This is a genomic window from Mangrovicoccus algicola, assembly GCF_014903745.1.
In the GTDB taxonomy this organism is placed as follows: domain Bacteria; phylum Pseudomonadota; class Alphaproteobacteria; order Rhodobacterales; family Rhodobacteraceae; genus Mangrovicoccus; species Mangrovicoccus algicola.
The window spans coordinates 1-21,146 of sequence record NZ_JACVXA010000058.1; the positions used below are offsets into that span (position 1 = coordinate 1).

22 protein-coding genes are annotated in these 21,146 nt (G+C 71.0%); 13 read left to right on the forward strand and 9 right to left on the reverse strand.

Annotation, left to right across the window (positions count from 1 at the left end):
• Positions 1–158: 158 nt before the first annotated feature.
• On the reverse strand, positions 159–752 hold the full coding sequence (locus tag ICN82_RS16245; protein ID WP_193184732.1) for a sigma-70 family RNA polymerase sigma factor: 594 nt from the start codon (positions 750–752) through the stop codon (positions 159–161).
• A 41-nt stretch (positions 753–793) separates the two neighbouring features.
• On the reverse strand, positions 794–1,324 hold the full coding sequence (locus tag ICN82_RS16250) for an EF-hand domain-containing protein (protein ID WP_193184735.1): 531 nt from the start codon (positions 1,322–1,324) through the stop codon (positions 794–796).
• Between the two features lie 175 nt (positions 1,325–1,499).
• On the opposite strand from ICN82_RS16250, the gene ICN82_RS16255 reads away from it, so the two are divergent.
• Both ICN82_RS16255 and ICN82_RS16260 read left to right on the forward strand, forming a co-directional pair.
• Positions 1,500–1,919 carry a DUF983 domain-containing protein gene (locus ICN82_RS16255; protein ID WP_193184738.1) on the forward strand — a complete coding sequence of 140 codons (420 nt, stop codon included), beginning with the start codon at positions 1,500–1,502 and terminating at the stop codon, positions 1,917–1,919.
• Entirely contained in the window at positions 1,912–2,592 is a 681-nt protein-coding gene (locus tag ICN82_RS16260) for an NUDIX hydrolase (RefSeq protein ID WP_193184742.1), read from the forward strand. The genes ICN82_RS16255 and ICN82_RS16260 overlap by 8 nt, the downstream gene beginning before the upstream one ends.
• A gap of 3 nt (positions 2,593–2,595) precedes the next feature.
• Here ICN82_RS16260 and ICN82_RS16265 read toward each other — a convergent pair whose 3' ends face one another.
• The 4 genes from ICN82_RS16265 to dksA all read right to left on the reverse strand — a co-directional run bounded on the left by ICN82_RS16265 (position 2,596) and on the right by dksA (position 8,168).
• Complete coding sequence (locus tag ICN82_RS16265; RefSeq protein ID WP_193184745.1) at positions 2,596–4,491, reverse strand: acyl-CoA synthetase; 1,896 nt, start codon at positions 4,489–4,491, stop codon at positions 2,596–2,598.
• Positions 4,492–4,609: 118 nt separating this feature from the next.
• Positions 4,610–6,403, reverse strand: a complete 1,794-nt coding sequence (locus ICN82_RS16270; protein WP_193184748.1) for an ABC transporter transmembrane domain-containing protein — start codon at positions 6,401–6,403, stop codon at positions 4,610–4,612.
• A gap of 124 nt (positions 6,404–6,527) precedes the next feature.
• A complete protein-coding gene (locus ICN82_RS16275; protein ID WP_193184750.1) occupies positions 6,528–7,697 on the reverse strand; it encodes an FAD-dependent oxidoreductase in 1,170 nt (389 codons plus the stop codon).
• A 48-nt stretch (positions 7,698–7,745) separates the two neighbouring features.
• On the reverse strand, positions 7,746–8,168 hold the full coding sequence (dksA, locus tag ICN82_RS16280) for an RNA polymerase-binding protein DksA (protein ID WP_193184753.1): 423 nt from the start codon (positions 8,166–8,168) through the stop codon (positions 7,746–7,748).
• A 189-nt stretch (positions 8,169–8,357) separates the two neighbouring features.
• Between dksA and ICN82_RS16285 the strand changes: the two genes are divergently transcribed.
• From ICN82_RS16285 to ICN82_RS16320, 8 genes are all read left to right on the forward strand, one after another.
• Positions 8,358–9,200 carry an AAA family ATPase gene (locus ICN82_RS16285; protein WP_193184756.1) on the forward strand — a complete coding sequence of 281 codons (843 nt, stop codon included), beginning with the start codon at positions 8,358–8,360 and terminating at the stop codon, positions 9,198–9,200.
• A 46-nt stretch (positions 9,201–9,246) separates the two neighbouring features.
• Complete coding sequence (locus tag ICN82_RS16290) at positions 9,247–9,861, forward strand: exopolysaccharide biosynthesis protein (RefSeq protein WP_193184759.1); 615 nt, start codon at positions 9,247–9,249, stop codon at positions 9,859–9,861.
• A 104-nt stretch (positions 9,862–9,965) separates the two neighbouring features.
• Complete coding sequence (locus ICN82_RS16295; RefSeq protein WP_193184762.1) at positions 9,966–10,418, forward strand: GNAT family N-acetyltransferase; 453 nt, start codon at positions 9,966–9,968, stop codon at positions 10,416–10,418.
• Positions 10,415–11,761, forward strand: a complete 1,347-nt coding sequence (locus ICN82_RS16300) for a DUF2927 domain-containing protein (RefSeq protein WP_330999026.1) — start codon at positions 10,415–10,417, stop codon at positions 11,759–11,761. The genes ICN82_RS16295 and ICN82_RS16300 overlap by 4 nt, the downstream gene beginning before the upstream one ends.
• Before the next feature lie 10 nt (positions 11,762–11,771).
• Positions 11,772–11,936 carry a hypothetical protein gene (locus ICN82_RS16305; protein WP_193184765.1) on the forward strand — a complete coding sequence of 55 codons (165 nt, stop codon included), beginning with the start codon at positions 11,772–11,774 and terminating at the stop codon, positions 11,934–11,936.
• 48 nt (positions 11,937–11,984) lie between these two features.
• Complete coding sequence (locus ICN82_RS16310; RefSeq protein ID WP_193184823.1) at positions 11,985–13,169, forward strand: vWA domain-containing protein; 1,185 nt, start codon at positions 11,985–11,987, stop codon at positions 13,167–13,169.
• Positions 13,170–13,398: 229 nt separating this feature from the next.
• Positions 13,399–13,887, forward strand: coding sequence for a GAF domain-containing protein (locus ICN82_RS16315; protein ID WP_193184768.1), 489 nt, complete (start codon positions 13,399–13,401; stop codon positions 13,885–13,887).
• Positions 13,888–13,933: 46 nt separating this feature from the next.
• Positions 13,934–14,623: a M48 family metalloprotease gene (locus ICN82_RS16320; protein ID WP_193184771.1), complete on the forward strand. Its 690-nt coding sequence runs from the start codon at positions 13,934–13,936 to the stop codon at positions 14,621–14,623.
• Here ICN82_RS16320 and ICN82_RS16325 read toward each other — a convergent pair.
• The 3 genes from ICN82_RS16325 to ICN82_RS16335 all read right to left on the reverse strand — a co-directional run bounded on the left by ICN82_RS16325 (position 14,611) and on the right by ICN82_RS16335 (position 16,823).
• Positions 14,611–15,096 (reverse strand): RNA pyrophosphohydrolase, encoded by a 486-nt coding sequence (locus tag ICN82_RS16325; RefSeq protein ID WP_193184774.1) that lies wholly within the window; start codon positions 15,094–15,096, stop codon positions 14,611–14,613. The genes ICN82_RS16320 and ICN82_RS16325 overlap by 13 nt on opposite strands.
• Positions 15,093–15,941, reverse strand: coding sequence for an inositol monophosphatase family protein (locus tag ICN82_RS16330; protein ID WP_193184777.1), 849 nt, complete (start codon positions 15,939–15,941; stop codon positions 15,093–15,095). Before ICN82_RS16330 ends, ICN82_RS16325 begins: the two co-directional genes overlap by 4 nt.
• A 69-nt stretch (positions 15,942–16,010) precedes the next feature.
• Positions 16,011–16,823 (reverse strand): glycerophosphodiester phosphodiesterase family protein, encoded by an 813-nt coding sequence (locus ICN82_RS16335; protein WP_193184780.1) that lies wholly within the window; start codon positions 16,821–16,823, stop codon positions 16,011–16,013.
• Between the two features lie 287 nt (positions 16,824–17,110).
• On the opposite strand from ICN82_RS16335, the gene gpmI reads away from it, so the two are divergent.
• The 3 genes from gpmI to ICN82_RS16350 are packed head-to-tail and all read left to right on the forward strand — an operon-like array spanning position 17,111 to position 21,050.
• Complete coding sequence (gpmI, locus tag ICN82_RS16340) at positions 17,111–18,625, forward strand: 2,3-bisphosphoglycerate-independent phosphoglycerate mutase (RefSeq protein WP_193184782.1); 1,515 nt, start codon at positions 17,111–17,113, stop codon at positions 18,623–18,625.
• The gene (locus ICN82_RS16345) at positions 18,622–19,722 is read left to right on the forward strand and encodes a murein hydrolase activator EnvC family protein (protein ID WP_193184786.1); all 1,101 of its coding nucleotides are present in this window, start codon (positions 18,622–18,624) and stop codon (positions 19,720–19,722) included. Before gpmI ends, ICN82_RS16345 begins: the two co-directional genes overlap by 4 nt.
• Positions 19,719–21,050 (forward strand): S41 family peptidase, encoded by a 1,332-nt coding sequence (locus tag ICN82_RS16350; protein ID WP_193184788.1) that lies wholly within the window; start codon positions 19,719–19,721, stop codon positions 21,048–21,050. Before ICN82_RS16345 ends, ICN82_RS16350 begins: the two co-directional genes overlap by 4 nt.
• The last annotated feature ends 96 nt before the right edge of the window (positions 21,051–21,146 follow it).

The following is a 21,146-nucleotide window of genomic DNA, read 5'->3' on the forward strand; positions in this document are numbered from 1 at the left end:
GGGTGCGGCTGCGCCGGGGCGCGGCCCGGGCCGCGGGGGCATTGCGGGCCGCATCCGCCTCGATCCGGGCCAGAAGCGCAGCCGCAGGCAGCGGCGGGGCGCGGCGCGCCTCGGAGAGAAACAGCTCGAGCGCGGCCTCCTCGGGGCCGAAATCCGTATCATCCTGTGCCATCGATCAATCCCAGTGCTTCCCTCTGTCCCGCCAGGGCCCGCGCCAGGGCGCGCTTGCCGCGCGCCGTCAGGCTCTCCACCGCTTCCACGGAGATGCCGAGTATCTCGGCGATCTCCGGATTGGCGCGATCCTCCAGGTGGCGCAGGATCACCGCCAGGCGCTGCCGCTCGGGCAGCTCCGCCAGCGCCGCCTGCAGCGCCGCTTCCCGGGCCGCCGCCTGAAGTCGCGCCTCGCTGCCCGGGCGCCCGTCCTCGGGCTCCATCTCGGGCTCCAGCGGCACCTGCCTTGCGCGGCGGCGCAGCCGGTCCGTGCACAGATTCGCCGCCACCCGGTATGTCCAGGTGGAGGGGGCCGCGCCCATGTCGCGCCAGTCGGGCGCGATCTTCCACAGGCGCAGCATCGCCTCCTGCGTGACGTCCTCGGCTTCCGCCCGGTCGCGCAGCATCCGCACGGCCAGGGCATGGATGCGCGGCGCGATCCGCAGCATCAGCTGCCGCGCCGCGGCCGCGTCGCCCGCGGCATAGGCCGCCAGCAGCGCCGCATCCCCCGAAAGGGGCCCGGAGGCCGGTTCCGCATTCATCGCTTTCCCGGCTAGGGGCCGCTGATACACGCGTCAAGCCGTCAGTTGCGGTCCTGCTTCGCAGGGACGCCGCGCTCGCGATGGGCCGGACCGCGCCGTTCCTTCTGGTGCGGATGCGCCGCCAGCTCGTCCTCGCTCAGCATGCCGTCGCCGTCGCGGTCCTTCGCCAGGAACATCCGTTCCAGCCCGGCCCCGCACCGCGCGCCCTGCATCTCCTCGGGTGAAAGCGTGCCGTTGCCATCGGCATCGCGGAAGGCCACGACGGCGGCGTTCCGCGCCGCGATGCGGGCCTCGATCTTCTCCATCGCCGCGGCGGTCATCTCCTCGGCGCTCAGGGCGCCATCGCCATTGCCGTCCATCGCGTCGAACCGCGCCTGGCGCTGCGCGGCGAATTCGGCGGGGCTGATGCTGCCATCGCCATCTGCGTCGAGGGCGGCGAAATCGGGGCGTTCATGTCCGCCGAACCCGGCCCTCTCCATGCCGCGCGGCCCGTCATGCCCGCGCTCGGCCAGGGCCGGCAGGGCCAGCCCGGCCGCGATGGCGGCGCTGAGGGCGATCATCTTGTAGGTCATCGGTCGTGCCTTTCCTCTCGGATGGGACGCGGCGCATCCTGCCGCGCCGCGTTCATCCCCTGAACGGCACCGCGGGGGCGTTCCGTCGCGGGCATGCACATTTTTCCCCGGCTTGCTATCGTCGCGGACGGGATGCGAGTCGCGACGGCCGCCCCCGCACACAGAGGAGGACCGCATGACAGGACCATCGAGCACCGCCGGGGCGCAGGGCGGGGACCGCCCGCTGGGCCCGGCGATGCGGCGCGGCTGGCGCCGCCGCTGCCCGGCCTGCGGCACGGGGCGGATCCTCCACCGCTACCTGAAGGTCCGCGATGCCTGCCCCGACTGCGGGACGGTGCTGCATCACCACCGCGCCGATGACGGGCCCGCCTATCTGACGATCCTGATCACCGGCCATCTGCTGGCGCCCGCGATGCTGATGATGTGGGAGCTGTGGCGGCCCGCGCCCTGGGTGATGGCGGTGACGCTCTCGGTGCTGACCGTGGGGCTGGCGCTGTGGCTCCTGCCGCGCATCAAGGGGGCGCTGGTGGCGATCCAGTGGTCGCGGCGGATGCATGGCTTCGGCGCGCCGGATCCGGAGACCGCCGATGCCTGAGCCGCCGATCCGCGATGCCGCCACCGTCATCCTGCTGCGCGACCGCGACGGCCCCCAGGTCCTGATGGGCCGGCGTGCGGCCACGGCGGTCTTCATGCCGTCGAAATCGGTCTTCCCCGGCGGTGCCGTCGATCCCGGCGATGCCGCCGTGCCGCTGGCCGGGCTTCCCGATCCGGTCTGCATGGAGCGGCTGGCCGAAGCGGCCGCGCCGGGGCTGGCGCGCGCGCTGGTCGCCGCCGCGATCCGCGAGACCTGGGAGGAAACCGGGCTGATCCTCGGGCCGCCCGGCGCCTGGCCGCAGCCGCCGCCCGACTGGGCGGGGCTGGCGGCCGCCGGGCGGGTGCCCTCGGGGGCGGGGCTGCGATTCGTGTTCCGGGCGCTGACGCCGCCGGGGCGGCCGCGGCGCTTCGATGCGCGGTTCTTCCTGGCCGATGCCGATGCGCTCGGCGTGGCGGGGGAGGATTTCGCCCGGGCCTCGGGCGAGCTGGCCGATCTTCGATGGATCCCGCTGGAGGCGGTGCGCGATTTCGACCTGCCCTTCGTCACCGAGCTGGTTCTGGCGGAGCTGGCCCAGATGCTGCGCCGCGGGGCCCAGGCCGCGGGGGTGCCCTTCTTCACCGGCGAGGATGGCGAGACGGGATTCCGCAGGCTGGGCAGGCCGTTACGGGGCTGAGGCTCAGTCCGTCCAGCGCCAGGGCGTGGTAAAGCAGCCCATCAGCGAGGCCAGCGCCGCCTCGTCGACATCGCCATGGGCCTCCAGCACCGCGGTCAGGCCGCAGCGCTTGTCGTCGACCACCGCCGCGACGGTGACGGCATGCCCCCCGGCGGCCAGCGCCTCGTCCAGCACGCGGATGATCGCGCGCTTGCGCAGCTCGGGCTTGAACACCTTGCCGACGGCGGTCTTGGGCAGCTCCGGCAGGATCTCGACATGCTTGGGGCAGGCCGCGCGCTCATGGATCCGGCTGCGCCCGTACTCGGCCAGTTCGCCGGTCGTGACGGTCGCCCCCGCGACCAGTTCGACATAGGCGCAGGGCAGTTCCCCCGAATGCCGGTCCGGCTGGCCGATGGCGCCGACCATGGCCACGGCCGGATGGCCCGCCAGCGCCTCCTCGATCTCGGCAGGGTCGATATTGTGGCCGCCGCGGATGATCATGTCCTTCTTGCGGCCGGTGATCCACAGATAGCCATCGGCATCGATCCGCCCCAGATCGCCCGTGCGCAGGTAGCGGCGATCGGCGAACAGCCCCAGGTTCCGGCCCGGTTCGGTATAGGTGGAGCCGTCGAAGACGCCGGGATTGGCCACGCAGATCTCGCCCACCTCGTCGGTGGCGCATTCATAAGTGACGGCCCCGTCCTCCTCGCAATGCAGGATGCGCACATCGGTATAGGGCAGCGGCACGCCGACCGAACCGACCTTCTTCAGCCCGTCCACCGGGTTGACCGCCACGAGGCAGGTCGCCTCGGTCAGCCCGTAGCCTTCGGCCACCTGCACGCCGGTGGCCTCCTCGAAGCGGCGGTAGAGTTCCAGCGGCAGCGGCGCCGAGCCCGAGATCGCGATCTTCAGGCTGGAGACATCGGCATCGACCCTGCGCTGCATCAGCGCCGCCAGCGCGGTGGGCACGGTGATCAGGAAGGTCACGCGATACCGCTCGATCAGCTTCCAGAAATTGTCGAACACCCCGTCGCCGCGATAGCCGGCCGGGGTCGGAAAGACGACGTGCGCCCCCGACTGGATCGCCGACATCAGCACCGGATAGCAGGCGAAGCAGTGGAACAGCGGCAGCGGGCAGATCATCACGTCGGTATGGTCGAACAGCAGTTCCTGCCCCAGCCAGCCATTGTAGATCATGCCGGAAAACTTGTGCTGCGCCACCTTGGGCGTGCCGGTCGTGCCGCCGGTATGGAAATAGGCCGCCACCCGGTCTCCCGGCGCGGGATCGAAGATCAGCCGGTCGGCGGGCTGCGCGGCCATGGCGGCGCGGAAGTCCAGCACCCTGGCATGGTGGCGCGCCCTCACCTTCGGACGCAGAAGCGGCACCAGCCAGGATTTCGGCGGCGTCATGTAGCGTTTCAGGTCGACTTCCAGCACCGTCTTCACCGAGGGGGCGAAGCCGACCGCGGCGGCGGCCTTCTGGGCGATGTCGGTCTTCGGCAGCGCCTTCAGCGTCACCAGAACCGTCGCGCCGGATTCGTTGAGGATGCCGGCGATCTGCTCGGTATCCAGCAGCGGATTGATCGGCAGGACGCGCCCGGCAGTCATCCCCCCCAGAAGCGCCATCAGCGTCTCGTTGGCATTGGGCAGCAGATAGGCAACCACGTCGCCCTCGCCCACGCCGAGGCTGCGGAACAGGTTGGCCGCCCGCGTCGCCCAGCCCAGCAGCTCGGACCAGCAGAGCGTCTCGGCCGGGGCGGAGGGATCGGAAAACATCTGGAAGGTGACGGCCGGACGGGCGCCGTGGCGGGCGGCGACATCCTGCAGCGCGGCATGGACGCTGGCGGGCACCTCGCGCGCGGACCAGGGCGCCTGCGCCTCGATCGCCCGCGCGGAGGACCGGTCGGTGAATTTCTGCATTCCGTGTCTCCTCCCCAGGATTGCGGTTCCCCTCCTTCTCAGATGGGAGGGGCGCGCCGCGATTGCGAGGATGACGCGGCGCGGCCGCCGCGTGCAAGCGTAACGCTGCGGCCCGGCCTCATTCCGCGGCGAGCGCGCCGGTGAATTGCAGCCGCGCCAGCCGGGCATAGAGCCCGCCCTCGGCGACCAGGCTGTCATGCGTGCCCTGCGCGACGATCCGGCCCTTGTCGAAGACCAGGATCCGGTCCGCCTTCTTCACCGTGGCCAGCCGGTGCGCCACCACGAGCGTGGTGCGGTCGCGGGCCATCTCGTCGACCGCCGCCTGCACCGCCGCCTCGCTTTCGGCATCCAGCGCCGAGGTCGCCTCGTCCAGCAGCAGGACCGGCGCGTCGCGCAGGATCGCGCGGGCGATGGCGATGCGCTGCTTCTGCCCGCCCGACAGCATCACGCCGCGTTCCCCCAGATAGGTGTCGTATCCCTCGGGCAGCGCCGCGACGAAGTCATGCGCGGCCGCGGCCCGCGCCGCCGCCTCGACCTCGGCATCGGTGGCATCGGGACGGCCGAACCGGATGTTGGCGCGCGCGGTATCGGCGAAGATCACCGGCTCCTGCGGGACCAGCGCCAGGTTGCGCCGGAAGGCATCGCGCGCCATCGCCCCCAGCGGCACGCCATCCAGCAGCACCTCGCCCTCCTGCGGGTCGTAGAACCGCAGCAGCAGCTGCAGGACGGTGGACTTGCCCGCGCCCGAGGGACCGACCAGCGCCACCGTTTCGCCCGGCGCGATGCGGAAGGACAGGCCCTCCAGCGCCGCCTCCCGGGGCCGGGTCGGATAATGGAACACCACGTCGCGGAACTCGATCCCGCCCCGTGGCGGATCGGCCGGGGCGCGCGGCGCGCCGGGATCGGCGACGCTGTCCTCGGCATGCAGCAGCTCCACCAGCCGTTCGGTCGCGCCGGCGGCGCGCTGCAGCTCGCCCCAGATCTCCGACAGGGCGGCGACCGACCCGGCCATGATCGCGGCATAGATGACGAACTGCACCAGCTCGCCGATCGACATGGCGCCCGCGCGCACGTCGCTGACCCCGACCCACAGCACCGAGATGATCCCGCCGAAGACGATGAAGATGACGATCGCGGTCAGCGCCGCGCGCACCGCCATGCGCCGCTTCGCGGAGGCGAAGGAATTCTCCGTCACCCCGGCGAACATCGCGCGGCTGGCCGCCTCATGGGTGAAGGCCTGCACCGTCTGCGCCGACAGGAGCGCCTCGGAGGCCTTGCCGGACCCCTGCGCGATCCAGTCCTGGTTGTCGCGCGCCAGCCCGCGCAGCCGCCGCCCCAGCCCCAGGATCGGGATCAGCACGACCGGCACCAGAAGCAGCACCAGCCCGGTCAGCTTGGGCGCGGTCAGCAGCATCATCACCAGCCCGCCGGCAAACAGCAGCAGGTTGCGCAGGAACCACGAGACCGAGGAGCCGACCACCGACAGGATCAGCGTCGTGTCGGTGGTGATCCGCGACAGCACCTCGCCGGTCATGATCTTCTCGTAGAAGGCCGGGCTCATGCCGATCATCCGGTCGAACAGCGCCTTGCGGATATCGGCCACGACCCTCTCGCCCAGCCGGGTCACCATGTAGTAGCGCGCCGCCGTGCCCAGGGCCAGAAGCCCCGCAATCCCCAGCGCTGCCACGAAATACTTGTCCAGAAGCGCCGTCTCCCCGCTCAGGAACCCGTCGACCACCCGGCGCAGCGCCACCGGCAGGACCAGCGACACGGCCGCGGTGAAGATCAGCGCCGCCACGGATGCCACGAGCAGGGCGCGATAGGGGCGCAGGAATGGAAAAAGCCCGCGCAGCGCGCCGATCTTCCTGGATGTCTCGCGCTCCTCGCCGGAGGTGTTCGGGCGGCGTGCCATGGCGGCTCCTTGCTGGAAATGCCGGGATTTCTACGACAGGCAGGGCCCGGCAACAAGGCCCGCGGCCCCCTCCCTTGGTCTGTGCCGGGGCCGCGCCCCGCCGGGCGCGCCTGCGCGGCCGGGCTCAGCTGCGCGTGACGTCGTGCCGGTAGAGCCAGTCGAATTGCGATAGCGCCAGCCCCGGCCGCAGCCTTTCGCCCAGGCGCAGCCCCGCATGGGCGGCCTGCCGCAGCCCCGGCAGCGCCAGGTGATAGGCCAGCGCGTTGCGGTCGGCGGCGGCGACGATCCGGCGGCAGCGCGCCCGGCGGCGCGCCTCGTAGAGCGCCAGCCCCGCCTCCACCCCGTCCGACCCTGCCAGACTCTCGCCCAGCACCCAGGCATCCTCCAGCGCCATCACCGCGCCCTGCGCCAGGAAGGGCAGCGTGGCATGGGCCGCATCGCCCAGAAGCGCCACCCGCCCCTGCACCCAGCGCCGCGCCGCCGGGCGGCGGAACAGGCCCCACAGATGCGCGGTCTCCAGCCGGGCCAGCTCGGCGGTGATCTCCTCGGGGAAGCGCGCGAAGGCGGCCTGCAGATGCGCCGGGTCGTCCTGCTGCTGCCAGGTTTCGGCGGCCCAGTCCGGGCGCTCCAGCACGGCGACGAAATTGACCAGCCGACCGCCGCGCAGCGGATAGCGCACGAGGTGGCGGCCCGGTCCGACGATCAGCTGCACCTCCGGCGCCGCCCCCGGCGCGGCCGGCAGCAGCGCCCGCCAGGCCACCTGGCGGCGGAAGGCGGGATCGGGCGCCGGGTCGATCAGCGGGCGCAGGCGCGAGCGCGCGCCATCGGCGGCGATCACCACCCCTGCCCGGAATTCGCGGCCGTCCTCCAGGCTCACGCCCGTGCGCCCGCCGCCGACCAGCCCGGCCACCACGGCGCCGGTCTCGATCCGCACCCCGGCCGCGCGCGCGGCGCTTTCCAGCGCGGCAAGAAGGTCGGCGCGATGGGCCAGAAGCCAGGGGTGACGGTATTTGGCGGTCGCGACATTCATGCGCAGGATGTCGCGGCCGCGGGCGAAATCGCGCATTCTCAGCGCGGCCAGCGGCTGGCCGATGCCGCCAAGCGCGGCGCCCAGGCCCAGCGCCTCCAGCACCGCGGTGCCGTTGGGGCTGATCTGGATCCCGGCCCCGGCCTCTGCCAGGGCGGGGGCCTGTTCGAGCACCGTCACGGATGCGCCGCGCTGTGCGAGGGACAGCGCGGCGGCGAGGCCGCCGATCCCGGCTCCGACGACAATGGCCTGGCGGCCGATCAACATGCGTATCCTGCCGCGGACGGCCCCCTGCCAGTACCCATCAGCGGTGCGTCAGTCGTCCCTGTGCACCTTCTCGCGGCGCTCGTGGCGTTCCTGCGCCTCGAGGCTGAGCGTCGCGATCGGACGCGCATCCAGCCGCTTGAGCGAGATCTGTTCCCCGGTCGCCTCGCAGTACCCGTATTCGCCGTTGTCGATCCGCCTCAGGGCGGCGTCGATCTTCGAGACCAGCTTGCGCTGGCGGTCGCGGGTCCGCAGCTCCAGCGCGCGGTCGGTCTCCTCCGACGCACGGTCGGCGATGTCCGGGATGTTGCGCGTGCTGTCCTGCAGCCCTTCGATGGTGTCGCGGCTGTCCGCCAGAAGCTCTGCCTTCCAGGCGTTCAGCTTGCGGCGGAAATATTCCAGCTGGCGATCATTCATGAACGGCTCGTCCTCGGCGGGACGGTAGTCGTCAGGAAGAAATGTTTCGGCCTTCATCACTGCTCCCAAATCGTGGCCGGCTGCCGTTGGGTTTTTTTGATCCGACATCCGATGCCCTCCCGCGCGCGGCCTTAGCGCAATAGCCGGGGATTGTCACGTTGAAACAGGGGATGCTTGAACCTGTCGCAGCCGGTGCTAGGCTTTTGCCGCGGGGCAGCATCGCCCAGTTTACCGGGAGTTAGCCAGATGAAATTCTCAGGCACCGACAGCTACGTGGCCACCGAGGACCTGATGGTCGCGGTCAATGCCGCCGTCGCGCTGGAACGCCCGCTGCTGGTCAAGGGCGAGCCCGGAACCGGCAAGACCGAGCTGGCGCAGCAGGTCGCCCGTGGCCTCGGCCTGCCGATCATCGAATGGAACGTCAAATCCACCACCCGCGCGCAGCAGGGCCTGTACGAATACGACGCGGTCAGCCGCCTGCGCGACAGCCAGCTGGGCGATCCGCGCGTGGAGGATGTCGGCAACTACATCCGCAAGGGCAAGCTGTGGGAGGCCTTCACCGCCCCGGGCAAGGTCGTCCTTCTGATCGACGAGATCGACAAGGCCGATATCGAGTTTCCCAACGATCTGCTGCAGGAACTCGACCGGATGGAGTTCCATGTCTACGAGACCGGCGAGACCATCCGCGCGATCAACCGCCCCGTGGTCATCATCACCTCCAACAACGAGAAGGAGCTGCCCGATGCCTTCCTGCGCCGCTGCTTCTTCCACTACATCCGCTTTCCCGATCCCGAGACGCTGCGGCGGATCGTCGAGGTGCATCATCCCGGCATCAAGGGCGCCCTGCTATCCGCCGCGCTGACGCAGTTCTACGAGATCCGCGAGACGCCGGGCCTGAAGAAGAAGCCGTCGACCTCCGAGGTGCTGGACTGGCTGAAGCTCTTGCTGGCCGAGGATCTGGACCCCGCCGAGCTGAAGCGCGACGGCGCCTCGGCCCTGCCCAAACTGCACGGCGCGCTGCTGAAGAACGAACAGGACGTGCACCTGTTCGAGCGTCTCGCCTTCATGGCCCGGCGCGGCTCCCGGTGACGCGCGATGGCGGGGAACCCGGCCCCGCCGAAGACGTTCCGACTGCATGTCACAGGAGCATATAGAACCCGGCCCCGCCGCCGTGCCCGAACTCGTCGACCGGCTCGACGACTTGGCCAGCGATTGCGACGAGGTGCCCCTGGGCCGGCTGATCGAGGAGATCGGCGCCCAGGGCCACGCGCCGCTGCTGATGATCGTCGCGGCGCTGATGATCCTGCCCTTGGGGATGATCCCCGGCATAGGCGGGGCGCTGGGGCTGATCGCCGCCGCGATCGGGCTGCAGATGCTGCTGGGCCGGCACGGCGTCTGGACCCCGGGATTCATCCGCCGCCGCAGCCTGCCCGCCGGGAAGCTGCGCGGCGCGGTGGACCGGATGCGCCCCCCCGCCCGCTGGCTGCGCCGCCGCCTGCATATCCGCCTGGAGGCGCTGTCCTCGGGGCGGGTGTCCCTGAGCCTGATCGCGCTGGTTCTGATCGCGGCCGGCGGGTCGCTGGTGGTGCTGGGGGCGATCCCCATCGCCACGCCGCTGATGGGTCTGCCGATCGCGATCTTCGCCCTCGGCATCCTGTCGCGCGACGGCGTCGTGGTGGCGGTCGGCTGGGGCGTGCTGTGCCTGTCCGTCCTGGGCGTCGCGCTGGGGTCGCAGACGCTCTCGGGCTAGGCGGGACCGGCCCGCGACGCGGGGAAATCGGGCCCGCGTCGCCAAAGGCAGTTTCCTTCGTGCCTGCGCTCGCCTAAGTCTGGGCCGAGCAGCAAGACACAAGAATGCGCATGACCCTGACCGTTCGCCCCCTCGCCGCCGCGGACCGTCCCGACTGGGACCGGCTCTGGACCGCCTATCTGGACTTCTACGGCACCACCCGTCCGCCCGAAGTCTTCGACGCCACTTTCGCGCGCCTCCTGGGGGACGCGCCCCAGCACGGGCTGATCGCGCTGGCCGATGGCAGACCCGCAGGCCTGGCCCATTACATCTTTCACGCCCATAACTGGCATGTCGCGCCGGTCTGCTATCTTCAGGATCTCTATGCCGATCCCGGCATCCGCGGACAGGGGGCCGGGCGCGCGCTGATCGAGGCGGTCTACGAGGCCGCCGATGCGGCGGGCGCAGCCGATACCTACTGGATGACGCAGGAGTTCAACACGACCGCCCGGCGGCTCTATGACCGCATAGGCCAGGTCACGCCCTTCGTGAAATACAGCCGCGGGCCGAAGGCGTGAGGGGCGCCGCCGTCCTGCTGATGCTTGCCGGGCTCCTGGCGGGCTGTGCCGCGCCGCCGCCCGCCCCGCCGGTGGCCGTCGCCACGCAGATGCCCCTGCCCCGGGTCATGAGCTTCGGCACGACCGAGCTCCAGCCGCCGACCCGGTCGAATGCCGAGATGGCGCGCGATTTCCTGGACCTGTCCTTCCAGCTGGAAAGCGGCCAGGCGCTGCCGGTCTTCACCCGCTTCGAGGAGCCGATCACCATCGCGGTGACCGGGCTTCCCAGCGCGGCGCTGGAAAAGGAGCTGCGGCGGCTGACGAAACGGCTGGAGTCGGAGGCCGGGCTGGACGTGCGCCGCACCGCCGACCCGGCCACCGCCACGGTGACGATCGAGGGCGTCTCCACCCGCGACATGCAGCGCAGCGTCCCCGCGGCCGCCTGTTTCGTGCTGCCCACCCGCATCACCTGGGACGAATTCCGCCGCGCGCCGCGCAGCCCCGACTACTCCTGGACGCGGCTGACCCGGCGCAGCGCCGTCTCGGCCTTCGTGCCGGTGGATACCAGCCAGCAGGAAATCCGCGACTGCCTGCACGAGGAGATCGCGCAGGGGCTCGGCCCGCTCAACGACCTCTACCGGCTGGGCGACTCGGTCTTCAACGACGACAACCTCAACCCGGTCCTGACCGGATTCGACATGCTGATGCTGCGCGCCACCTACAGCCCGATGCTGCGGTCGGGCATGAGCCGCGAGGAGGTCGCCGCGAAACTGCCCGCGATCCTCGATACGCTGAACCCGCGCGGGCGCAGGATCGCCGATCGCGGCACGCCGCCCTCCTCGGCCGAATGGAAGGCCGACATCTCCCGCGCGCTCAGCCCCGGCAGCACATCGGCACGGCGCGCCGCGGCCGGGCGGGCCGCCTCCGAATCCGCCCCCTGGGGAGATGTGCGCAGCGGCTTCAGCCTGTTCACCCTGGGCCGGATGTCGATCACCAGCGATCCGGAAACCGCGCTGAATGCCTTTCTCGCCGCGCAGCGGATCTTCGAGAGCCGCCCCGAGACGAAGATCCATGCCGCCCATGCCGGGTTCCAGATCGCGGCCTTCGCGCTGAATTCCGGGCAGTTCGACATCGTGCTGGACCTGACGGAGAGCTATATCCCCGTCGCGCGGCGCCACGAGGATGCCGCGCTTCTGTCGGACCTGGAACTGGCCCGCGCCGCCGCGCTGGCCGCCGCCGGACGGCCCCAGCCCGATCTGCGGCGCGAGGCGCTGGCCTGGGGCGTCTATGCCTACGGGACCGCCGAACGCGCCGCCGCCCGCGCGCGGGAGATCGAGACGCTGGCCGGGGGCGAAGGCGCATGAGGAGAGCCGCATGATCGTGATCGTCGCCCTGCTGGCCGGGGCCGCCTTCGGGGGCCTCACGGCCCGCCGCCGCGGCGGCAACCGCTGGGACATCGCCCAATACGCCGCCGTCTGCGCCATCATCGGCGCGATCCTCGGCCTGACGGCCGCGATCTGGCTGCAACGGGCGGGATGACCGCGCCGGGCGGTGGCCAAGCCGCCCCGCCGCGACTATCTTCGCCCCATGTTCCTGCGGTTCTTCGAAAACCTGCGCAAGGCCGGGATCCCGGTCAGCCTGCGCGAATACCTGGCCTTCCTCGACGCGATGGCGGCCGGGCTCGTCACCTATGACGTGGACGGGTTCTATTACCTCGCCCGCACCGCCATGGTGAAGGACGAACGCAACCTGGACCGGTTCGACCGCGCCTTCGCCGCGAGTTTCGAGGGGCTGGAGGCGATCAGCCTCGAGGACATGCTGGAGGCGGTGGACATCCCCGGCGACTGGCTGCGCAAGATGGCGGAAAAGCACCTCTCGGAGGAGGAGAAGGCCGAGATCGCGGCGATGGGCGGCTTCGACAAGCTGATGGAGACGCTGAAGCAGCGGCTGGCCGAGCAGAAGGACCGCCATCAGGGCGGCAGCAAATGGATCGGCACGGCCGGAACCTCGCCCTTCGGCGCCTATGGCTACAACCCCGAAGGCGTGCGCATCGGCCAGGCCGAAAGCCGCCACCGCAAGGCGGTGAAGGTCTGGGACAAGCGCGAATTCCGCAATCTCGACGACAGCGTCGAGCTGGGCACGCGCAACATCAAGGTCGCGCTGAAGCGGCTGCGCCAATGGGCCCGCGCGGGCGCCCGGGAGGAACTGGACCTCGACGGCACGATCCGCGCGACGGCCGAACACGGATACCTGGACGTCAAGACCCGGCCCGAGCGGCACAACGCGGTAAAGGTGCTGCTGTTCTTCGATATCGGCGGCTCGATGGACGACCATATCAAGGTGGTGGAGGAGCTGTTCTCGGCGGCGCGCTCCGAGTTCAAGCACCTGGAACACTACTATTTCCACAACTGCCTGTATGAAGGCGTCTGGCGCGACAATGCCCGCCGCTGGTCGGAGAAGATCCCGACCTGGGAGGTGCTGCATACCTACGGGCACGACTACAAGTGCATCTTCGTCGGCGATGCCTCGATGTCGCCCTACGAGGTGCTCTATCCCGGCGGCGCGAACGAGCATTGGAACGAGGAGGCCGGGGAGGTCTGGCTGCGCCGCGCGCTGGAGCAATGGCCCGACTGCCTCTGGCTGAACCCGGTCCCCGAGACGCATTGGCCCTATACCCAGTCCATCGGGCTGATCCGCGAGATCTTCGGCGAACGCATGGTGCCGATGACGCTGGAGGGCATCGACCGCGGCATGCGCCTTCTGGGACGCTGAGCCCGAAGCGCCGGGCTGCCGCGCGCCGGGAGGAGGAATCACCCGGAGATCCGCGGCCCCCGATGGCGCAAATTGCCGGTTGCCCGGATCTTGTGCACGCGGCCCCGCGGAACATGATACCTTATGCGCAAGGCGTTGCGGCGCGGTTGCCGCGGCGTCGCGACGAAGGTCCGCCCCGCGCGGCGGCCGACGGCTTGACCCGCCGCGCGATCACGGTAGCGTGAGAAACATGACAGATATCCGGCTCGCCCTGCTCGCCCGCCTGATGGAAGACACCGCGCGGCGGCTGGACGCGGATTGCCTGGCCCTGGCGCTTCCCTGTCACCTGCCGGGCCGCCTTCGCGTCTTCGCCCGCGGCGCGGACTTTCCCGATCCGCCCGAATTCGTGCCCGTCGCCGCCCGCGACAGCCTCTGCCACCAGGTCATGCACAGCGGCCGCGACCTGCGATCCGCCCTCGCCGGGCGCGACGGCCCTTCCGCCGGGCGGCGTTGCGGCATGATGATCGCGGAGGAACTTGTGTCCTATTGCGGCACGCCGGTGCGCTCCGATGACGGGGCGGCGATCCGCGCCAGCCTCTCCGCCAGCACCCGGCTGCCGCGGATCTGGTCGCGCAGCGACATGGCCCGGCTGCGCGCGCTGTCGGCGCAGATATCGGCATTGCGGCTTCTGCCGCCGCCCTGCCGCCTGCCTGACCGGATCGGCGGCGCCTCGCGCTGATGCGACGGGACTTGTCCGGCGCAGGCGGGGGCGCCATATCTGCGCCATGCTGAAATTCGCGCCCCTTCTCGCGGCGATCCTCTACGGCCTCGCCTTCTACCAGTTCTCGGCCTGGCGCACGCGCCGGCAGCTGAGCAGCCGCTCCACCGAACTGGCCGACCCGGCGATGACGCGGGTGATGGCGCCGATGGCGCTGGCCCTGGGCGTGCCGCGGATCAAGGTCTATCTCTACGAGATCGCGCAGGTGAATGGCCTGGCCGCGCCGGACGGGCGGATCTTCCTGACCCGCGGCTTCTACAACCGGTTCCGCCAGGGCGATGTCACGGCGGAGGAACTGGCCTCGGTCGTGGCGCATGAATTGGGCCATGTCGCCCTGGGCCATTCGCGGCGGCGGATGATCGATTTCTCGGGGCAGAACGCCATACGCGTCGCGGGAGGGATGATCCTGTCGCGCCTCATTCCCGGTTTCGGCCCCGCCATCGCCAACCTGCTGACCGGCCTGCTGGCGGCGCGGCTGTCGCGGCAGGACGAGTACGAGGCCGATGCCTATGCCGCGGCGCTGCTGACCAGGGCGGGGATCGGCACGGAGCCCCAGAAGGCGCTGTTCCGCAAGCTGGAGGCGCTGACCCAATCCGGCACGCCCGCCCCCGCCTGGTTCCTCAGCCATCCCAAGACGGCCGAGCGGATCGCGGCGATCGAGACGCTCGAACGCCGCTGGGTCCCTCAGGACAGGTAGGGGCGGAACTCGGCCACCACCTGTTCGTAGACCGCGCGCTTGAAGGGCACGATGCGCTCGGCCACCTCCTCCAGCGCCACCCAGTGCCATTCGCTGAATTCGGGATGTTCGGTGGCGATGTCGATCTGGTCATCCGTGCCGTGGAAGCGCAGCAGGAACCATTTCTGCTTCTGCCCGCGGAACCGGCCCTTCCACATCTTCGCGACCAGATCGGGCGGCAGGTCATAGGCGATCCAGTCCGCGGACTCCGCCTCCACCGTGACCAGATCGGGGGAGACGCCGGTTTCCTCCTCCAGTTCGCGCAGCGCCGCCGCGCGCGGGGTCTCGCCGGGATCGATCCCGCCCTGGGGCATCTGCAGCGCCGGGCCGGGATTGTCGATGCGCTGCGCGACGAAGACGCGGTTGTCGCGATTGGCCAGCATGACGCCCACATTCTCGCGATAGGGCAGCGCCGCGATCTGCTCGGGGGTCATGCCGCGCCTCCCTCGAGGATGCGGGTCAGCCGCGCCTGCACATCCGCGAAGATCTCCGGGCTCTGCGCGCTCAGGAGATAGCCCGTCGCCACGGTCCCCGGCCGGTAGGGCGTGCCGTCCAGCATCGCCGCCTGTCCGCCGGCCTCGTTCACGGCCAGGATGCCGGCCGCATGATCCCAGGGCTTGGGATTGGCGCCGATCATGTAGCGGGCATTGCCCATCGTCATCATCCGGTACTCATGGCAGGCGCATCCCAGCGAATAGGTCCGCGTCCCGGCCATGAACTCGGCCGCGATCTGCGGCTGCGCCGCGCGCGGCATCAGCCGCAGCGGCACGAAACCGCCGGTGGCGGGCGACGGCGCGGCCGGCATGGTCAGGCGCCGGGGTTCCGCATCGGCGCGGCAGAACCAGGTGCCGCCGCCGCGGCGCGCTAGGATCCAGTCATCCAGCACCGGGTCGTAAAGCAGCGAGAACACCGTGTCGCCCGCTTCGGTCACCGCCACGATCAGGCCGAACCCGGCAAGCCCGTGGGCGAAGTTCCACGTCCCGTCGACCGGATCCACGATCACGGCGCGGTCCGCCCCGGGGATGCGGCCCGGCAGCTGCGGGTCCTCTTCCACCGCTTCCTCGCCGACGACCAGCACCTCGCCCAGCGCCCCGCCCGCCAGCGCGGCGGCGATATGCTTCTCGGCCTGCTGGTCGGCGACCGTGACCAGGTCGTCCTCGGCGGATTTCGCGGTGATCGCGTCTTCCGGCAATGCCCGGAACCGCGGCAGGACATGCTGCCGCGCCGCCTCGCGCACGACATCGATCAAAAAGCTCTCTTCGTCTCGGGTCAGGGGCACGTGGGGGTCCTTGTCAGCCTGTCACTCCCCCCAGACATGCCTTGGCTGGCGCCCGGAGGCAATGAGGTCTCAGGCCGCGACCCGGTCCGAACGCCAGCGCAGCAGCGGCCCCGCCTCCGCGCTGGACACGGCCTGCCCCCCGGAGTCGCCCAGCGCCGTCCAGAGCGCGTCCGGATCCTGCCTGCCGCAGAGGCGCGCCGCCCGGGCCATCACCGCGATCCCGGCGGCCCGCAGCGGCGGCACCGCCCGGGCCAGCTGGGCGGGGGTGGCATTCAGTTCGACCAGCGCCGGGCGCGCGGCAATCAGCGCCGCGACCGCCCTTTCCGTGCCGGTGCGGCCCAGGTCCAGCCCCGGCACGGGATCCAGGCCATGCCGCCCGACGCGGCGAACGAAGCCCGAGACGCTGCGCGGATCGGCCAGCCGCGCGCGCAGGGCGACCTGTCCGGCGGCGCCCATGGCGGCAAGCCGGACCGCCAGCAGGCCCAGCCCCTCGGTCGAGGGCAGGGTCAGGATCAGCACGCAGCGATCGCGCGCGGCGGCCAGGACCTCCGGCAGGCCGGGAAGATAGGCCGGGGCCAGGGGCGCGGTGCCGCCTGTCCCGCCGCGCAGCTGCAGGCGCGCCAGCGATGCGGCGGCCATGCCGCAGACCGGACCGCGCGCCGCGGTCATCCGTGCCAGGTCGGGGTCGCGGAACACCACCGGTTCGCCCTCGCGGCCGAAGCGCAGGTCCAGCCCGGCCATATCGCAGCCCGCCGCCAGGGCCGCCTCCAGCGCGGGCAGGCTGTTTTCCGGGCAGGCAGGCGAGCACAGCCCGCGCTCCGCGCAGATCAGCGGTCCCTCCCGGCGGAGGGTGTCCTCGAACATGGTCCCGGTCTTCCGCATTGCGCGTCTCGTCCCCTGCGCCGTCCCGATACGGTCTCTGCCCCTCGCGAGGCGGCCCCGCCCGGCAGGGCGGTCGCGGCAGAGCATAGCGCGGCCTGGCCCGGATCTCCCGGTCCGATTGGCGGCTTGGTTTACGCCTTGCACGGAAGGCCGCGGACTTCACGATGGCGCGATCCGGCGGGCCGGTCTCCGCCGCAGCCGGGGGAGAGGCCAAACAGCGCGTTTTCCTTCGCCCGCGACTGGGCTAAGTCTCGCTCCGACCCGATCCATGACCGAGGAGCCCCCGCATGGCACCGAAACCTGTCGTCCTCTGCATCCTCGACGGCTGGGGCAAGAGCGCCCGGACCGAGGACAACGCCCCCGCCCTGGCCGCGACCCCGACCTTCGACCGCATCATGGCCACCTGCCCCAATGCGGAACTGACCACCCACGGCCCGGTGGTCGGCCTGCCCAAGGGGCAGATGGGCAATTCCGAGGTGGGTCACACCAATATCGGCGCGGGGCGCACCGTGGCGATGGACCTGGGCCAGATCGACCTGGCGATCGAGGATGGCAGCTTTGCCACCACCGAGGCGCTGACCGGCTTCATCGCGACGCTGAAGGAGACCGGCGGCACCGCGCATCTGATGGGGGTCGTCTCCGATGGCGGGGTGCATGGCCACCTGCAGCACATCCTGGCCGCCGCGCGCGTGCTGACCGATGCGGGCGTGCCGGTGATCCTGCATGCCGTCACCGACGGGCGCGATGTCGCCCCCTCCTCGGCGAAGGCCTTCATGGAGGACCTGCTGGCCGGGTTCCAGAACGATGCCGCCGTCGGCACCGTCACCGGCCGCTACTGGTGCATGGACCGCGACAAGCGCTGGGACCGGGTGGAAAGCGCCTATCGCGCCTGGGCCTTCGCCGAGGGCCGTGCCGCGGAAGGCCCGCTGGAGGCGATCGAGGCGGCCTATGAGGCGGGCGAGACCGACGAGTTCATCAAGCCCCGCGTGATGCCCGGCTATCGCGGCATGCAGAAGGGCGACGGGTTCTTCTGCCTGAATTTCCGCGCCGACCGCGCCCGCGAGATCCTCTCGGCCATCGGCGCGCCGGATTTCGACGGGTTCGACCCCGCGCCGCGCCCGGAACTGGCGGCGATGCTGGGCATGGTGGAATATTCCACCGCGCATAACGGCTTCATGTCCACCGTCTTCCCCAAGCGCGAGATCGTCAACACGCTGGGCGCCTGGGTGGCCAAGCAGGGGCTGACCCAGTTCCGCTTGGCGGAGACGGAGAAATACCCGCATGTCACCTTCTTCCTCAATGGCGGCAAGGAAGAGCCCGAGGCGGGCGAGGACCGGTTCATGCCGCAATCGCCGAAGGTTGCCACCTATGACCTGCAGCCCGAGATGTCCTCCGTCGAGGTGACCGACCAGTTCGTCGCGGCGATCGAACGGGGCTATGACCTGATCGTGGTGAATTACGCCAACCCCGACATGGTCGGCCATACCGGCGACCTGGAGGCCGCGAAAGCGGCCTGCGAGGCGGTGGATCGGGGCCTGGCCCGCGTGCTGCCCGCGCTGGAGGCGGCCGGCGGCGCGATGATCGTCACCGCCGATCACGGCAATTGCGAACAGATGCAGGACCCCGAGACGGGCAGTCCGCATACCGCCCATACGCTGAACCCGGTGCCGGTGGCGCTGGTCGGCGGGCCCGAGGGCGCCACGCTGCGCGACGGGATCCTCGCGGACCTGGCGCCGACGCTGCTGCAGCTGATGGACCTCAACACCCCGCCCGAGATGACCGGGAGGTCGCTGATCAATTGAGCCCGCGCCGCTTTGCTCCGGCCGCCGCCCTCCTGTGCCTCTGGGCGGGACTGGCGGCGGCCGCCCCCGGCCCCTGGGAACAGGAGGTGGCCGAGGCCGCCCGTGCCGTGACGGCGGCGGAATCCGGCGGGCTCTCCGTGCGGCTGGCCGCCATGACGCGCCTGATCGCCGCGCAGGAGGACGGCCAGGCCCAGCTGCGCACGCGCCTGGCCCTGCTGGGCGCGGAGGAGGAGAAGCTGGCCTCCGGGCTGGCACAGGAGGAGGACCGCACCGCGCGCCTGCTTGCCGCGCTGGAACGGCTGGGCGACGCGGAGGCGCCGCTGCCGCTGCTGCATCCGCAGGGCGCGCTGGCGGCGGCGCGGGCCGCGACGATGACCGGCGACGTGGTCGCCGCGCTTTCGGCCGAGCGCGCCGCGCTGAGCGCCCGGCTCGACCATGTGCAGGGATTGCGGCAGGCGGCGCAGGACGCCTCGGCCCGGCTGGATGCGCTGCGCGACGAGACGGCGGCGGCGCGCCAGGCCATGATCGACGCCGCCGCCCAGGGCCGCCCCCTCCCGGCCGCCTTCGACAGCGAGAGCGCGGCCGCCCAGGCCGCGGCTCTGGGCATATCCGACCTGACCGGGCTCGGCGCGAGGCTGGGACCCGAGCGGCCCTCGGGCGCGGCGCCGTCGGACCTGCCCCTGCCGGTGGAGGCCCTGCCCGTCGCGGAAGGCGATGGCTGGCGGATGAAGGCGGGCTACGGAACGCTGGTCAGCGCCCCGGCCGCGGGCCATGTCCTCTATGCCGGTCCGCTGCGCGGCCACCGGCTGGTCATGGTCATCGAGCTGGCGCCGGGGCGGACCCTGTCGCTGGCCGGGCTGGGCCGCGTGCTGCTGCGCTCGGGCGATCCGGTCGCCCCGGGCCAGCCGCTGGGCTTCCTGCCCGATGCGCCCCCCGCCGCGATGGCGGCGCAGGAAAGCCACGGAAATGTGACGCCTGCCCCGTTTACATCTGGCGACCTGCCGGGAGACACGCTTTATATGGAAACCAGAGATGCCAACAGGCCCGCGGACCCCGCCCTGTGGTTCGCGGCGGAAGAGGACAAGAGACCGAAATGAGATCCTTCGTGATGGCCGCCCTGGCCGGAACCGTCGCCGGCGCCGTGCTGACCACGCAGATCGCGGGCCCCGTCCTCGCCCAGGAACAGTCGGACTCGATGTCGGTCTACCAGCAGCTGGACCTGTTCGGGGACATCTTCGAACGCATCCGCGGGCAGTATGTCGAGGAGGTCGATGACGGCAAGCTGATCGAGGCGGCGATCAACGGCATGCTCACCTCGCTCGACCCGCATTCCAGCTATCTCGCCCCCGACGACGCCGAGGACATGCGCGTGCAGACCCGCGGCGAATTCGGCGGGCTGGGCATCGAGGTCACGCAGGAGGACGGCTTCGTCAAGGTGGTCTCGCCGATGGACGGCACCCCGGCGGACGAGGCGGGGATGCAGGCGGGCGACTACATCACCCATGTCGACGGCGAAAGCATCCTGGGCCTGACGCTGGACGAGGCGGTGGAGCTGATGCGCGGCCCGGTGGGTTCGGACATCACCGTCACCGTCGTGCGCGAGGGCACGGACGAACCCTTCGACGTGACCATCACCCGCGACACGATCAAGCTGACCGCCGCGCGCGTGCGCACCGAGGGCGACATGGTCGTCCTGCGCGTCACCACCTTCAACGACCAGACCTATCCCAACATGGAGGAAGGGCTGAAGGAGGCCGTGGACGAACTTGGCGGGATGGAGAATGTCGAGGGCTTCGTGCTGGATCTGCGCAACAACCCCGGCGGGCTCCTGACCCAGGCGATCAAGGTCTCGGATGCCTTCCTCGACAAGGGCGAGATCGTGTCCACCCGCGGGCGCAACCCGGCCGATGGCGACCGCTACAACGCCACCGAGGGCGACCTGACCGGGGGCAAGCCGCTGGTCGTGCTGATCAATGGCGGCTCGGCCTCGGCCTCGGAAATCGTCGCGGGCGCGCTGCAGGATCACCGCCGCGGGGTCGTGGTGGGCACCAAGAGCTTCGGCAAGGGCTCGGTCCAGACGGTCATGCCGGTGCCCGGCGGGGGCGCGATGCGCCTGACCACCGCGCGCTACTACACGCCCTCGGGCCGGTCGATCCAGGCGCTCGGCGTCTCGCCCGACATCGTGGTCGAACAGCAGCCCGCCGAGGAGGTCACCGAGGAGGACGAGGCCCAGATCCGCACCCGCACCGAGGCCGACCTGCGCGGCAGCCTCGACAATGACAGCCTCACCGAGGACGAGCAGCGCCAGATCCAGGAAGAACAGGAGGCCGCGCTGGCCGCCGCCCATCTGCGCGGGCAGGATTTCCAGCTCTCCTATGCGATCGACCTGCTGAAGGGCCTCTCGGCGATGAACCAGCCGCAGTAACGCGGCCGGACCCCGCATGCACCGCCCCGGATGCGTCCCGCGTCCGGGGCGGTTGCGTTCATGGCAGCAGCCCTGCGCCGCCCGCCTTGCCATATT